Origin of the sequence: Cobetia sp. L2A1, from assembly GCF_009796845.1 — a bacterium.
Taxonomy (GTDB): domain Bacteria; phylum Pseudomonadota; class Gammaproteobacteria; order Pseudomonadales; family Halomonadaceae; genus Cobetia.
Window position 1 is genome coordinate 2,536,133 of the sequence record NZ_CP047025.1, and the last position, 16,027, is coordinate 2,552,159.

The 16,027-nt window shown below is 50.4% G+C and carries 11 protein-coding genes; all 11 read right to left on the bottom strand.

What is annotated here, in order from left to right:
* Position 1: 1 nt before the first annotated feature.
* On the bottom strand, positions 2 to 847 hold the full coding sequence (locus GQR90_RS10880; protein ID WP_158774131.1) for a sulfotransferase: 846 nt from the start codon (positions 845 to 847) through the stop codon (positions 2 to 4).
* Positions 848 to 4,264 (bottom strand): glycosyltransferase, encoded by a 3,417-nt coding sequence (locus tag GQR90_RS10885; protein ID WP_158774132.1) that lies wholly within the window; start codon positions 4,262 to 4,264, stop codon positions 848 to 850.
* A 14-nt stretch (positions 4,265 to 4,278) separates the two neighbouring features.
* On the bottom strand, positions 4,279 to 5,364 hold the full coding sequence (locus GQR90_RS10890) for a chain-length determining protein (RefSeq protein WP_158774133.1): 1,086 nt from the start codon (positions 5,362 to 5,364) through the stop codon (positions 4,279 to 4,281).
* 82 nt (positions 5,365 to 5,446) lie between these two features.
* Positions 5,447 to 6,328, bottom strand: a complete 882-nt coding sequence (locus GQR90_RS10895; protein ID WP_158774134.1) for an ABC transporter ATP-binding protein — start codon at positions 6,326 to 6,328, stop codon at positions 5,447 to 5,449.
* On the bottom strand, positions 6,325 to 7,185 hold the full coding sequence (locus tag GQR90_RS10900) for an ABC transporter permease (RefSeq protein ID WP_158774135.1): 861 nt from the start codon (positions 7,183 to 7,185) through the stop codon (positions 6,325 to 6,327). The genes GQR90_RS10895 and GQR90_RS10900 overlap by 4 nt, the downstream gene beginning before the upstream one ends.
* 2 nt (positions 7,186 to 7,187) lie before the next feature.
* Positions 7,188 to 8,903, bottom strand: a complete 1,716-nt coding sequence (locus GQR90_RS10905; protein ID WP_158774136.1) for a polysaccharide biosynthesis/export family protein — start codon at positions 8,901 to 8,903, stop codon at positions 7,188 to 7,190.
* A 197-nt stretch (positions 8,904 to 9,100) separates the two neighbouring features.
* The gene (locus GQR90_RS10910; protein WP_158774137.1) at positions 9,101 to 9,529 is read right to left on the bottom strand and encodes a DVU3141 family protein; all 429 of its coding nucleotides are present in this window, start codon (positions 9,527 to 9,529) and stop codon (positions 9,101 to 9,103) included.
* Between the two features lie 62 nt (positions 9,530 to 9,591).
* Positions 9,592 to 11,502 carry a sulfate adenylyltransferase subunit CysN gene (gene cysN / locus GQR90_RS10915; RefSeq protein ID WP_158774138.1) on the bottom strand — a complete coding sequence of 637 codons (1,911 nt, stop codon included), beginning with the start codon at positions 11,500 to 11,502 and terminating at the stop codon, positions 9,592 to 9,594.
* A 202-nt stretch (positions 11,503 to 11,704) separates the two neighbouring features.
* The gene (gene cysD, locus GQR90_RS10920) at positions 11,705 to 12,646 is read right to left on the bottom strand and encodes a sulfate adenylyltransferase subunit CysD (protein ID WP_158774139.1); all 942 of its coding nucleotides are present in this window, start codon (positions 12,644 to 12,646) and stop codon (positions 11,705 to 11,707) included.
* 185 nt (positions 12,647 to 12,831) lie between these two features.
* A complete protein-coding gene (cysQ, locus tag GQR90_RS10925) occupies positions 12,832 to 13,680 on the bottom strand; it encodes a 3'(2'),5'-bisphosphate nucleotidase CysQ (RefSeq protein WP_233266238.1) in 849 nt (282 codons plus the stop codon).
* Between the two features lie 122 nt (positions 13,681 to 13,802).
* On the bottom strand, positions 13,803 to 15,581 hold the full coding sequence (locus tag GQR90_RS10930; protein WP_233266239.1) for an SLC13 family permease: 1,779 nt from the start codon (positions 15,579 to 15,581) through the stop codon (positions 13,803 to 13,805).
* Between the last annotated feature and the right edge of the window lie 446 nt (positions 15,582 to 16,027).

Sequence of the window (16,027 nt, forward strand, 5' to 3'; positions counted from 1 at the left end):
ATCACCATGACTCATGGAAAATATTAAAATCTTTCATTTCAGAAATATAATCACTTAGTTGGTTCGCAGCATATTCCCGCCACTCATCTGGCATACCATACCCTTTGGTAGAATTAACTTTTTTATTATTATCCTCTTCATTAATGTGTATCTGACTAATACCTAAAAAAGAAGATATTTTGTCAGCTTCGAGTTGAGGATTTGATCGAAAATCTTCAAAGTAAAGCAGCAGAACATTTTCTTGACCTACACCAGCATACACTTTTTTTAAATTCCCGGCATAATCCATATTTTTGTAAAACCAAGGTTTAGATAAAGTGTCTTTAAATACTTCAAAGCCATCGTCTAGCACGCTATCTTCTTTGCCAGTCCATTTATGATGGAACTTATAATGAGACCATAATCGCTGCATAGGATCTCTTAAAGTATAGATAACTCTAGTTTTACGACTAGTTTTATGTACGTTTTCCCAGCCATCTGAACTCATTTGACAATACAAATTAGAAAAGTCGGCACAATACTTTTCACTCTGAGGATCATCAAATAAACTTATGTACCACTCATTAGAAATGCTATTTGGCTTAGCGTAATTAACATACCAAGAAATTTCTTGAATATTTTCTGCAATATATTTAGGGTTACCACCGCCATATTTATTAAGTATTGATTTGAGTTTTAAAATTCTTGAATGATGATTAAGTTGGTTTTCAATGCCAACCTTATTAGCAAAGTAATGTATTTCTTTTTCTTGTGTAAATGATACGTCAGGATGGTCTTTTAATCTTTCATAAAGCCATGTTGTACCTGCTTTCATGGCACCCACACTTAGGAAAAGATTGTTGATCATTTAGCATGCCTTATAATAATCAGAAAGTGTAATGATTTGTTCAGATGCAAAGTAGTTAGCTTTTAGTGCAGGAGTAGTTTTTACTCGATCATCAATTATCGACAGGATATTTTCTATAGCTTTACTTTGTGCCTTTATAAGGTAGCCATTACTAGCATCTACATCTTCACCAATACCACCTATAACAGACGCCACAACCCAACAACCACAGGCAGCTGCCTCCCTAGTAACCAGGCCAAAACTTTCAGGCCAAGTAGATGGCGCAAACAGTACATCTATTTGTCGATAGATATTCACAACCTTATCTTGGCCAGTGCGCCCAATAAACCTTACAGGTACAGTCCCCCAGAATTGCCGTGATTCGTAATCTTCTTCCTTGGAGTGGTCTACCACCAAAAACTCCATATTTCGTGGCTGTGCTTTCATAACAGCTTCCTTCAGCAGGAAGTATCCCTTGTGCTCTGCCATGCCACCCACATGCCCGCCCACTACTCGCTTAGTATAAGAGGTATCCTTGGGAGCCCAAGGCAAGTCATCGGAAATGCCGTTGGGTGTTACCTCGATCTTCACAATATCGTTCTTGCGATAGATATCAGCAAACGCATTAGACACCGTGAGAACCTTATGAGCGCTACTCAATAATCCTTTGAGATAAAGCTTACGCTCTACGGAGGCTTCTTGTGTGATGCTAGGGGGTAGATTGATTGTTGCAAAAGGATCCGAATGCCCTTCTGGGTATACTGTACCCTCATGATCTACCAGAAATTGGAAGTCGGAAATCCACCACGCATCATGCGCTGTAACGATATAAGGCACCTTAGCATCACGCGTTGCTTCCACGACAGATCCGGTCAAACGCTGCACGCAGTGAAAATGCACTAAATCAGGCTTTTCACATTCAAGAAACTCGGTGAACATCTGATACATGCGCTCATCCTTGGCATGCCAGTCCATATTCTCTCGCCATAGTGTCGTGGAACGATAGACACGTACTCCATCATGTCGATACATACTCAACTGATGAGGTGTGCGACACTCACTATCCGCGGTAAACACGACCAATTCGAAATCATCACCATAATGCTTGCGTAGTGCTTTGAAGTTGTCGTCTACCACACGAGTAGCGCCACCTATTGACTGCGGCGGAAAAAAAACATTGACGAGGGCAACCTTGCGTTTCTTACGAACCAATTCAGTGTGCCCATCATCTCCATTCACATAACTTGCACCATCCATCAAGCGATTAGCGTGAACTTCGAGGCTAGAAACAAGCTGGCTGCCAAGCACTTCGAGTGAGTATTCATCGCGAGTACGTTGTTGGGCAGCTTTTCCCATTTTATTGCGAAGCGATTTATCTTCGACCAGGCGAGTAATGGCACTCTCCCAGTCATCTGCAGTAACCGCCAAGAAAGCATCTTCTCCGTCGCGAATCACGTCACGATAGTTTTGCGTGCTGCTGACCACTGAAGGGACGCCATGGCATGCCGCCTCAAACCATTTCAGTTCAGATTTGCATTCGTTCATGACATCATCATGAAGTACTGCCAGATTGATATCTGCTCTACGCAACAGTGACCAATATCCCTGAACACTTTTCAAAGGGGGAATCAGAGAAAGCTGATCAGCAAAGCGATCGGTGAAATATTTTGGTAGTTTTAGATAACCAACGATGACAAGACGAAGGTGCGGGTATTGCGTGAGAAGCTTCACAATCGCCGGTAACGCGAGCTCCATGAAATCTTGATTATGCGCTTGAGTCCCACTTCCATAGAAGATATCAAGCGTCTTTTTGGGGGACTCCAATGGTTGACTGAACTCATTGAGACTATCCAGTCCATTGCGATGCAGCAGACATTCCTTGCCAAAAACCAGTTGAGCAAGCCGTTCTCTCAAGGGTTCTGTAGATGCCAATCCCAAACGGCAATGTCGTGCAGCTGCGTGGAAGAGGGCCATACCACGGGTGAGCTCCTGGTACGTCTCCAGTGATACGTACCCCCCATAGCTGGCAAGCGCCGGTGGATAAACAGGATCAAAGATCAGGTCGTCTATTTCGTAGATGCTGAGCTTGCCTACGGCATTGGTCTGGGCCATAGCCTTCAGAATCTTTGGCATTGCAGGGACACGATAGAATATGACGACATCATGCGTTGCCAATGCTTCAGCGTGCTGATCAATCTCAAGCCAGTTGATCGCAGTCACTTCCTTGCCAACCGCTTCCAACTGTTCGACTTTCTGATTGATACGATAGCGCTCGCACTGGGCGATATGATAGTCGCCAACAATGAGGATTCTATCGAGGTTGAGACTCGGCAATATGGCAGGATTCTCGCTTGTACCGCAGGCACGAAGATAGGCGTCGTAGACAACCTCACTGAAAGTGTCAAATGCCCTGACTAGCTCCTCTCGATTGCCTTGTCCCACGTAGCTCAGCAGTGCAGGGAATACATTATTCCAGGCATCTTCTGCAAATTCGTCAAGTTTTTCGTGTTGAAAAGTGAATTCTCCATAAGCTTCAAGTCCTTCGGCCAGACTGGTCAGTGCTTTCTCATATTGTTGTAGCCTAACAAGACATGTTGCTCTATTAAAATAGAGCCACTTAGGAGTATTACTCAAAGCTTTTGCAGAATTGTAATATCCCAATGCAATTCTATTATGCCCTTGATCCAGATAGAGATTACCCAACAACTCTAAGCTGGCAGAGAGACTAAAGAAAGAATTAGAACTTTCCAGTAATTTTTTCGCTTTTGTTTTATCGCCAATCTCCAGATAATATTTGGCTATTCGTAGATAAAACTCTGCATTTTTTTGATCATCTTCGTAAAACGAGACAGGCACATTGATTTCAGCAGAAAATGTTCCAAGAACGTCTTTAAGTGTAATCTCAATTCCTAGCGTGGAATTTAACTTGTATATATATCCATAGCTAAAATCATGTGAGGCAATCGAATCTGGATAACCATGTCCCTTCAGCCATTGTGACAGGGTTGCGATTCTCCCCTCCTTTTCTCCAAACATATCATAGTGCTTATATAATTTTTTTTCTCTATAGAATCGTGTTTTCTCCAAGTCCAGATAAAGAGCAGCATAAAAGGCGTCGTCGAAAGGTTTTACCAAAGACATTTCCAAAGTACTTTGGACTGCCTTGAACTCAGTTACACTTTTATTGTTCTGACTGTCTTTCAGTTCGCTAAGTGAATTTGATTTGGCATTGATATTATCCGTCTGTAACATCAAGCTTTTGGCGTGATCACCAGAGCACACTCTGCCCTCAAGTTTACCATAATAATGCCAATGATTAATTATTTGTGCATCCGACATTAGCTTAAGATCATGATATCGAGACTTATAATACTGTAAATCAAGCGTATAACCTGTTACGATTTGTTCGTTATTAGTATTAGTTCCCTTGTCTAACATTTTCACTTCCCTTTTTAATCGCGATGATCTTTAACTATAAGAACAAGCATGCTAAATATAAAGCCGAGGAATATCATCACCAACGAAAAGATGGTGACATTATAAAGTCGCTCAGGTTGTTCGGGATATTCTGGCAATATCGGACTTTGCAGGATACTGACTTGTTTAAGTTTACGCGCGGCTTCTATCCTCGTATTTTCAAGTGCCGCCAATGCATTAGAATATGTCTGCTTGGCAAAGTCAGCACGTAACTGCAAGGTCTCGTACTGACTGGAAACACTGTTGAGTGCGTTGCCGGATTGCCGTGCGAGACGCTCTTTCTCCAAGTCAATTTGCTGCTTGAGTGCATTGATTTCACTTTCTACCCTTACCATGTCGCTGGAACGCACGCTCTGATAACTGGCCAACGCACTTTTGCGTGCCTTGTAGGTCGCCAATTGAGCTTCCAGGGTAGCTACGACGGTATTGAGACTCTCAACTGTCTGTGTCGGTGATACCAGGCCATTCTTGTTCTGATAGTCCAACAAATCCTGACGGGATTGCTCGAAATTCTTTTCCAACAGGCCTACCTGTTTATCGAGGAATTCAACTTGATCTTCCGCTAGGCGCTGCCCCATCTGATTCATGTGGCGCTCACCCTCCTCCAGTAAAAGCTGGGCAAATTTCTGAGCAAATTCAGGAGTCCAAGCCTGTACTTCAACATTCAATACACCAGCGTAGTCATCCATCTCGACATTGATACGCTTGAGATAATAGCCATGCAGTTCTTCGATTGATGCATCTGCATCGCCCAGGCGCGCTAAAATATCGCCATGTGTACTGTAATGCGTCCGGAAATCGAGCTGCTCTTGCACTTTCTTGAGCATATCGACGCTCATCAGATATTCTCGTAGCAACAGAAGATCACTGTTGCTCTGATTACCTGACAGTAATGAACCGAAACTCACTTCGCTTGAACCGCTCACCTGAGGGCTTTCGAGTACTACCGTCGCTTTGGAAACATAGCGATCATCAGCCCAGGCTAGCCAATAAAAGCCAACAAGCAAAATAGACAACAGGACAAAAGCCCATTGTGGGTAGCGTTTGATAAAGGACGTCATGCGTGTTCCCGCTGGTGAGGCACACCGGATGAAGCCGGCGGCATTGAAAGGATGGGCGTTGCATTGAGTTGCCGTGATTGACTCAGGAGGTCTTGGATTGGCGCGATTCTATTTCTTCCCGTACTTCGCGCAGCGATTCCTTTGCGGCGCGTAACGCGTTTCCGTAGGGCTTTTTCTCGCGAGGAGGAAGCGTTTCTGCTGCTTCGCGTGCAAGCTTTGCCTCATCCAGCATCTGACGACGCTCAACACGTAGCTTCTGTAATTCTGCCAAAGACAATTTGCTTAACTTAGGGCCATCACAGTCTGCATGATAAGCCGCAATAGCATCATGAATATTGTCATACCAATGAGCACGCCCACCTTTTAAATAAATCCCGGCTTGGCAAAGATCCTTCAAAATACTTTCACCGTGCGAGACCATAATAAGGCTTGCCCCCCCTACCATATCATTAAATGCTTTTGTAGCTTTTGCCTTAAATGCTCTGTCCCCTACTGCTGTCGCTTCATCAGAAAGATAGACATCAAATTTAAATGCCAATGACAATCCGAAGTTAAGCCGTGCGCGCATACCAGAAGAATAGGTACGTATTGGTTCGTCAAATGCGGGCCCAATTTCAGCAAAATCTTGAACTTGTTCAATAATGCTATTGATATTGTAGTCCGCACCATGCAGTCGTGCCACAAACTTGACATTTTGCCGACCCGTCATACTACCTTGTAAGCCTGCTGCCAAACCTATCGGCCAAGAAACTTTGGAATGACGAACAACACGCCCTTTTTGAGGGGTATCCATACCTGCAATTAATCGCAGCAGGGTTGATTTTCCTGCACCATTAGCGCCGAGCAGCCCTACACTAACTCCAGAGGGAATAATGATATTAATATCTTTCAATACCCACTGATCGTCTGTTTGACTGTAGTGCGACTGATAAAAACGCTTTGAGAGATTTTGGATTTCAATCATTGGCTCTTCAGGCGCTCCTTGAATCGAACGTGCATCAATAATCCTAGCGCCAAGGTGCTCAGCGTCCATGCCCAGAAATAAATCATATCTGTGCCGTGCACCACCTGATAGCCCTCGAAGAAACCTTGCCGTGTGTATTCTAATCCGTGCACGATGGGATTGAGCATCAGATATTCTAGCAAATAGTGTGGCAATTGATTGAGTGGCATGATAACTCCAGACAATATCAGCAATGGCATATTTAACATGCGAATAACCTTGCTGATTTCAGGCACCAATGTACCCAATACTGAAGTTACTAAACCAAGGCCTAGACCTAAAAGCCATAAGGACAACCAGCCACCTATCGCTTGGAATCCATTATCCGGTCGAAAGTCGGTTCCTATCATCAATCCACCTGCGATGAATAATAGGAAGATGATAGTTCGAATCATGCCGTCCAGTGCATTACGTACCAATACGCCATCTACTGGATGTACCTGGCGATAGGCAAATAATGCTTTATTGGCACTGATAGCCCCCAAGCCTTGCATCATGCCTTGCCTTATCAGGAAGAATCCCAGCAACCCGACCAGCATCCATGGAATGAAGGGAGCATTGGTGATCAATTTATCACCACGAATATAGCTACGAATACCGATCATCACGAGCAAGAGAAGGGCCGGCTCTGCAATCATCCAGAACCAGCCCATTCGGTCGGTCATGGTTCGACCAATCGCTTCGCGCATAAACATGGCAAACCAGACACTGCGCGTCACAGCCCAGGCAGAACGGGCCTTGGGCACGCCCTGTCCATTTGTCGCATCAGATTCTTGATCAGTGGAATTACCCGATGAATTGCCGGCGTTATGATCCATGATTACAGGTCTAGAGCAATTTTGGTGGCGACTGCAACTTGATACAGAATCTGCGTGATACTACCCGCCAGCTGTAGATTGTTGGTTGGAGGGGCCGGGAGAACGAGGATTTCGTCTCCTGAGCGGAGATTGACATCTTCGGCGTGACGCACCGCACCGTTTTGACGCACTACCAGGATCTGCTCATCGTCAGCATGCTGTGTGAATCCGCCCGCGTTCTTGATGTAGTCCATCACGCTCAACCCTGGTGTGTAGACCGCTGCCTGTGGTACGACGACTTCTCCACTGATCAACAAGGAATCGCTGACTTCCGGTAGCGTCACGACATCGCCGTCCTGCAATCTCACATCTGCAATTTCTCCATCATCACGCGCGACAACCAATCTACCTGTTGGCTCTGTCTCTCGCGCCTTCTCTACGAACTGCTGAATGAGACTGGCTTCTTGCTCACGCGACGATGCTTCATTAGTGGTCGAAGTCGGTGTGCCAAGGTATGTCATTTCCAAGCGCCTTAGGCTCTCTTCCAACGATTTGGCTTGCTGCTCCTTCACACTTTCACGACGAATGGAAACGCTCTGATAATCTGTTAGCCCCTTAGGTACGCCGACGGCATTGAGTAATTCGCCAAGATGCGCATTACGAGGCAAGGCATAACGTGAAGGACCGTAAAAGCTGCCTTCCAGCTGCACGACAATAGTTTCATCACGCTGGTCTGCGCTGTAGAGAACTTCATCTCCAGCACGCACTTCTGCCTCGCGAAATTCTGCAATCGGCAGATAACGCGAAATGGGGCCGTCTGAACGTGAACCACGCAGCAAGACATGGGATACACCTGCTTTCAGGCGGGCCAACTTATTGACATCTTGCCCATTCAAGCGCGTGGAGGTGAGCTCGTAACGATAGTCACGCTCAACATCGCCGACGACACTGATGGCCGGGCCGCGTTCTTCCACAACGACGGTATCACCATCGCGGAATTGCGGACGGGCAATCTCACCATCGATCAGGAAGTCATAGAGATCCACACTGCTGATAATGCGGCCGTTACGCTTGATCTTGATGGAGCGATAGCTCCCCAGCGCTTGATCAATACCACCGGCTTGATCCAGAAAGTACAGCATGGAGTCATTCGGGGTACCGGCGTAACGGCCCGGGTTCTTGACATAACCGGTCACGAAAACGCCCACCGGCTGAACACCCTGAAGATTGGTGTAGACACTGACATTTTCGGGATATACGTCTTGGATGGCAGTACGCACCTTGCCATCCAGCTGAGCATTGGAAATGCCCTGAACTTTCATCGGCCCGATACCGGGAAGGAAAACATTCCCCTGTGCGTCCACCGACAGGACTGACTCGATTTCCACCCCACCCCAGACACGCAACGTGATCTGATCACCCGGCTTGATGGTGTAGTCGCTGTTCAGACCATCGGCGACCATGCCACGGAAACCGCCAGTAAACAGATTCTCACCGAATGGCGGTAGGGAATCCGGGTCTGTCTTTGATTCGGAGGTAATAGGTCCGTATGTTCCACTACGCCAGTCAGCGCGTGCCGAATCTTCTACCTTTTCGGTTTTCTCAGGGATGCCGGTAGCTTGCTCGCCAGTGGATAGAAAGGAGCTGCTGTCTAGTCCAACGGCCATTGCAGGGCTGGCGTTCAGGCACGCTACCGCCACCAGGCACCCGGCCCGGAGCAAGAATCTAGAAATTGTCATTGGGCAAGGCCCCTCGTAATGCGGTATTGATCAGGCGGCTCAATCATGAATGGCATAGCCTGACACCAGTGTCTTTTGAATCTATCTAACAAGTCTGTCTATCAAATCTGACTTTCATCGCTGTCCATATAAGCTACTGGTCAACAAGCGCTTACTCAGAACACCGTTACGCTGTATCGCTTCATTGAGATTGAGCTTCAACGGGCGTCTTCCAACAACCCTATGACCAGACGCTGCGTGACCCAGGTGCCCTGCGTGGCAGCGCCCGTATTGCTGGTGCGACACGCCAGTTCCTTATTAGGCAAGTCACGATCATTGGAAACGGTCAGATGACGACAGACCAGGCCGCTGGCTGCGAAATAACGTTCACCGGCGACCACTTCGACATTGCTGCCCCAGGGGCTGCTGACAACCGGCATGACACCGCCGATGGCGGCGGTGTCCAGAAAGGCGGAGATATCCTTCGACAACGGTGCGGCACCACTGAGGCTGGAGAGATTGTTGCTGCCATTACCCGTCGACATCGGGTAGCTGGTGGCGCAACCGGAGACGATGATCGCAAGGCCTGCTGTCGCCGCGAAGCGCACGACACCCGGCAAGCGATGCTTGAATTTGGATTGAGTCATATGAGAGTCCTGAAACTGCAAACGCCCCCACCTTGCGGCGGGGGCTAATCGGCGCGAATGAATCAGCCGATGACGTTGTAGTGCTTGAGCTGACTGACCAGCTTCAGCGCGGTCTGCTCTAGCGTCAGTTCACCGGTGTTGATCTCAATTTCCGGATTCTCCGGTGCTTCATACGGAGAGCTGATACCGGTAAAGTCGCTGATCTCGCCGGCACGCGCCTTGCGGTACAGCCCCTTCGGATCACGCTCTTCGCACACGCTGATCGGCGTATTGACGAAGACTTCGATGAATTCGTCAGAACCAACCATGTCGCGTACGGTCTGGCGATCTGCCTGGAACGGTGAGATGAAGCTGACCAGCGTGATCATGCCGGCATCCACCATCAGCTTGGAGACTTCGCCGACCCGACGGATATTCTCGCCGCGGTCGTCTTCGCTGAAGCCAAGATCACCACATAGGCCGTGACGCACGTTGTCACCATCCAACAGATAGGTGTTGTAACCCATCGCAAACAGCTGACGCTCCAGCGCGTTGGCCGCGGTGGACTTGCCCGCACCCGACAGACCTGTGAACCAGATGATGCACGGCTTCTGCTTGTTGCGTTCAGCACGACGCTGTTTGGTCACCGCCATGTCGTGCCATACGACGTTGCTGGCACTCAGGGTGTCCTTGACCATGCCCGCACCCATGGTGATGTTGGACAAGCGGTCGATGAAGACGAAGCTGCCGGTATGCGGCGAACGCTGATAGCTGTCCATGGCCAGCGGCTGGGTCAGCTCGACCTGCACGCGGGCAATACCGTTGAGCGGCACATTCTCGGCTTCGTTGCGCGCCATGGTGTTGACGTCGGTCTGGTGGATGATACGGCCCACGCGACCGATGACACTGGAGGTGCCGAGCTTGATCTCGTATTCCTTGCCGACCAGCAGCGGATTCTCGTGCATCCACACCACATCAGCAGTAAACGCCGTGCAAGGCTCGAGATCGGAATCAATCGCCACGATCATGTCGCCACGCGAGATATCGATCTCGTCAGTCAATGTCAGCGTGACGGCCTGGCCTGGCCACGCGACGTCAAGATCGCCATCGAAGGTGACGATACGTTCGACAGTCGAGAGCTTGCCGGACGGCAATACCTTGATCTGCTGGCCTGGCGTCACAGTGCCGGCGGCCAGCGTGCCGCAATACCCACGGAAGTTCAGGTTCGGACGATTGACGTACTGCACCGGGAAGCGCAAGTCAGTCAGGTTGCTATCTTCAGTGACATCGACCGTTTCGAGGATGTCCATCAGCGGGAGGGCTTCGTAGCCCGCATCGGCGTACCACGGTGTCTTTTCGCTGATGGAGACGACGTTGTCACCTTCCAATGCAGACAGCGGCACGAAACGAATGTCGGGAACTTCCAGGTCCTTGGCGAACTCTTTATAGTCAGCGACGATTTCATCGAAGCGTTCCTGGGAGTAATCGACGATGTCCATCTTGTTGACGGCGACGATCAGATGTTTGATGCCCAACAGGGAGCAGATGTAGCTGTGACGACGCGTCTGCGTCTGCACGCCGTAGCGAGCATCGATCAGAATGATCGCCAGGCTCGCGGTAGACGCGCCGGTCGCCATATTGCGGGTGTACTGCTCATGCCCCGGGGTATCGGCAATGATGAACTTGCGCTTGTCGGTCGAGAAATAGCGATAGGCGACATCGATGGTGATGCCCTGCTCACGCTCGGACTGCAGGCCATCGACCAGCAGCGCCAGGTCAATCTTGCCCGTGGTCCCGCTCTTCTTGGAATCGCGGGTGATAGCGGCCAGCTGATCTTCGTAGATCATCTTGGAATCATGCAGCAAGCGACCAATCAGGGTCGACTTGCCGTCATCCACGCTACCGCAGGTGATGAAACGCAGCAGATCTTTCTGCTCGTGTTCCTTGAGATATGCTTCGATGTTTTCCGCGATCATCGTCGACTGGTGTGACACTGTACTTCTCCCTGGGCGGGGCCTGTCCGGCACGAGCGCTATGACGCTTCCAGCGGCGGACATTCCTCGTCCTGTCAATGTGATGTTATCCGTTCTTGTCATCATCACGCCTTGGCGTTGATTCCACTATTTGCCTGACATGGTGGAAACGCTGATGAAGACCTGGAAATGCTGTTTAAGACCTGGAAACGTTGTTGAAGGCCTAGAAATAGCCTTCGCGCTTCTTCTTCTCCATGGAGCCAGCCTGGTCGTGATCAATCGCACGACCGGAGCGCTCGCTGGTACGGGTCAGCAGCATTTCCTGAATGATTTCCGGCAGGGTCGCGGCGGTGGATTCCACGGCGCCGGTCAGCGGATAGCAACCCAGGGTGCGGAAGCGCACGGACTTCATTTCCGGCACTTCGCCTTCGGCCAGTGGCAGACGGTCATCATCAACCATGATGTCGAGACCATCACGCTGCACGACCGGACGTACGGCGGAGTAGTACAGCGGCACGATCTTGATGGACTCAAGATAGATGTACTGCCAGATGTCCAGCTCGGTCCAGTTGGACAGCGGGAAGACGCGGATCGACTCGCCCTTGTTGATCTTGGAGTTGTAGATATTCCACAGCTCCGGGCGCTGGTTCTTCGGATCCCAACGGTGGTACTGATCGCGGAAGGAGTAGACACGCTCCTTGGCACGCGACGCCTCCTCATCACGACGTGCGCCGCCAAAGGCCGCATCAAAGCCATACTTGTCGAGGGCCTGCTTGAGACCAGCGGTCTTCATGATGTCGGTATACTTGGCGCTGCCGTGATCGAACGGATTGATGCCCGCCGCGACGCCTTCCTGATTGATGTGTTCAATCAGCTCCATGCCGACTTCCGCGGCCATCTCATCGCGGAACTTGATCATTTCCTGGAATTTCCAGGTGGTATTGACGTGCATCAGCGGGAAAGGAGGAATGCCCGGCGCGAAGGCTTTACGCGCCAGGTGCAGCATGACGGCAGAGTCCTTGCCGATAGAATACAGCATGACAGGATTGGAAAACTCTGCCGCGACTTCGCGGATGATGTGAATGGACTCAGCCTCAAGCTGCTTGAGGTGGGTCTGACGTTCCGGTGTAATGCCGAGCTTTTCGGCCGTCGATGATGCGGTCATTGCGGTTTCCTTGATATCACTCTGTTTTCATGAAAGGCACCAGGCTGCACACTGCAAACCCGCTGAAGAACGCGTCCTACCGCACTCTAGATGCCTCTCTATTATTTAAAGCATGACTTTAACGAGACTGACACTGCCATGCGTCAGTCACATGACGCCTCTTGCCTGAATCGCTTGCCTACCTATCAGGCCCAAGGAGCAGCCGGCGTGGAGCAAACGATGAAATACGGATTGAGTACGCTGTCATGCTGGTTATAACGCAACGCCTGCCGTGTCTCGGCATTCAGTACCTGCCCACCAGCAGCTTCCACCACCGCATGTGCTGCGCCGGTATCCCACTCGCAAGTCGGGCCAAGGCGCGGGTAAAGATCCGCGGCGCCCTCTGCTACCAGGCACAGCTTGAGTGAACTCCCCATGGCCACGATATCGCAGGCAGCGAAATCTGCGACAAAGGCCTTGAAGTCATCCGTCTGGTGCGAGCGGCTACCGACGATACGCCAGCTATCTTCTGCACCCGGCGCGGCAGTGACTGAAATTGGCTGAGGTGCCTCGCTACCCACTTGCTTTTCTGCAATGGACGACACGCCATCGGCTTGCTGCGCACCCACATACAAGGTGTCTATCGCAGGGGCATACACGACTCCGACGACCGGTACGCCTGCTTCGATCAGCGCGATATTGACGGTGAACTCGCCATTGCGCTTGATGAACTCCTTGGTGCCATCCAGCGGATCGACTAGCCAGTAGCGTGTCCATTCGCTGCGCACTGTCCATGAGATGTCGGCATCTTCTTCTGACAGGATGGGCGTTGCACCAAATTGGACATCCATGCCCTTGAGCCCATCGACAATGACGCCATGCGCTGCGCGGTCAGCCGTCGTCAATGGGGAATCGTCAGCCTTCATGTCGACAGTAAAATCGCCGCTTTCATAGATCTCCATGATGGCAGCACCCGCCTTGCGTGCGATGGACTCAAGTGCTGTCAGCATCGCCCGCGTCGTGTTTGTCGTCATGCCCGCTGTCGTATCCATCATGTATTCCCTTGTCGGTCTTCAGGTATGTCGTAAAAGAGGGCAAAAAGCCTGCCAACCATTTATTCGCACACAGCCGCACATATTTTTTGCCATGTTTCAGTCCGCTGCTGCCCTTCACTTTCTTAGCCAGCAAAAGGCCAGATCAGCGGAATCAGAGCCACCGATGTCACGCCGACAATGATGCTCATCGGCAGGCCCACTTTCATGTAATCGGAAACCTTGTAGCCACCAGGCCCCATGACCATCAGGTTGGTTTGATACCCCAGTGGCGTCAGGAAACTGGCTGAAGCAGCAAACATGATGGCAATTGCATAGGGCATCAGTGAGACACCCAGTTGTTCACTGACCGCCATCGCGATAGGAAACATCAGTACGGCAGCAGCATTATTGGTAATGATTTCGGTAAATAACGTCGTAGTCAGATACACCAGCGCAAGCATCAATAAAGGCGAACCACCGCCCAGCTGCATCAATTGCTCTGCCACCAACTGTGCTGCCCCGCTATCTGACATCGCTTGCCCAAGTGCCAGCGCAGCAGCGATCACGATAAGCACACTGCCATCGATACTGGCCCGCGCTTGCGCCGCTGGAAGGCAGCCCGTGAAGACCATCATGACAGCAGCAGCAACGGCAGCTTCGACCAGATCTACCAAGCCGGCTAGGTGCGTAATGATCATCAGACTCATGATCACGATAGCGAGCGGCGCCTTGGTGAGATTTGGCATACCATTACCATCTAACGCACTGACGAGCAGGAATTCGCGGTTATAGCGATGCAGACGAGTGAAGTCAGCAGCGGCTTCCAACAATAAGGTGTCGCCGGGCCGCAGCACGATATCGCCGACCTTGCTGTTGATACGCTCGCCGTCGCGAGATACAGCGAGGATCACGGATTGATAACGGGTACGGAAGCGGGCTTCCTTGATGCTCATTCCCACGACGGGAGAGCTTGGCGCAATGACTGCTTCCACCATGCGGCGCTGGTGGTGATCAAGATCAAGTCCTGCTGCATCAGTATCCAGGCCACGGAAGGCGCGAACTTCATTGGCAGTATCCGCGACACCCACGAAGATGAGGCGATCACCGGATTGCAGCACGGTATCCGGGCCCACCATCGATAGTAGCTTTCCAGATCGCTCTATCTCCGCGAGATAACCGAATTGCAGGCTACGCAAGCCAGCCTCTTCAATGCTCTTGTCGTGCAAGGGGCCCTTGTCAGCGACGCGCATCGCGACAGAGTATTCACGCCCATTGCCCAACTGCTCAACCAGCCCTTTGCGCTGAGGAAGGAAGCGCCAGCCGACCAGCACCATCCAGAGCGTCCCCATGATCAATACGGGAACACCTAATGGGGTGATATCGAAAATACCGAGCCCAGGAAGACCGGCCTGTGATTGCAGCAGACCATCAACCACCAGATTCGTACTGGTGCCTATCAGCGTGCAGGTACCACCGAGAATCGCCGCGTAGCTCATGGGCATGAGCAAGCGAGAGGGTGAGATTTTCATTCGCGCACACCAGCCTTGCACCAACCCGATAAACAGCGCGACGACAGGCGTGTTATTGAGGAAGGCACTCAGCAATGACGTGATAGGCATCAAACGTGCCAGTGCCGAAGAAGGAGATGTTGGACGACCGAGCAACCGTTCTAGCATCCAACGTAACGCCCCCGTTTCCTGAACACCTGCCGCGACGACGAACAGCGCGCCAATGGTCATGATGCCAGGGTTGGCGAACCCCGACAGGAAGGTAGATGGAGAGATGATACCCAACAGGATAAGCAGCACAGCGGCTGCCATCATCAGCCATTCAGCTGGCCATCGGTTCCAGATCAGTCCTGCTAGCACGCCCAACGTAACCACCAGCGTGACGATAGCGTCCATGTGCTGCGCAATTTCCATCTACTAGTATTCCCTTGGCATCCTGCCGCTTGTCTACAACAGCCACTCTAGAGTACTTACCAGAACGCTGTGCCTTTTTGACTACAAGGTGACGTATCTGTCGAGTTTGGCGAGATGACATATTATAGCAAAGCGGAGCACATTAGCAGTAAAGCTCGCACCACAAAAGCATGCAGGCAATAAGACTGACTTCAGTCAAAAACTCATACTAATCATTCGCCCACTAATGACTTTACCCACAAAGGCTTTGATTGAATTCATCCGTCACTTTGCGTACTTTCGCTATTTGTAGACTCTGCGTCAACGGTCGCGCACCATAGGCTGCAAGAATGTGCCTGGTGACATGAGTGAGCAGTTACTTTTCTTTAATGCAACGGAAGAATTGCATACAAAGCGCAGAAGAAAACAAGGATGGTAGCCTCCCGTGCAACCCTGCTCAACCTCAG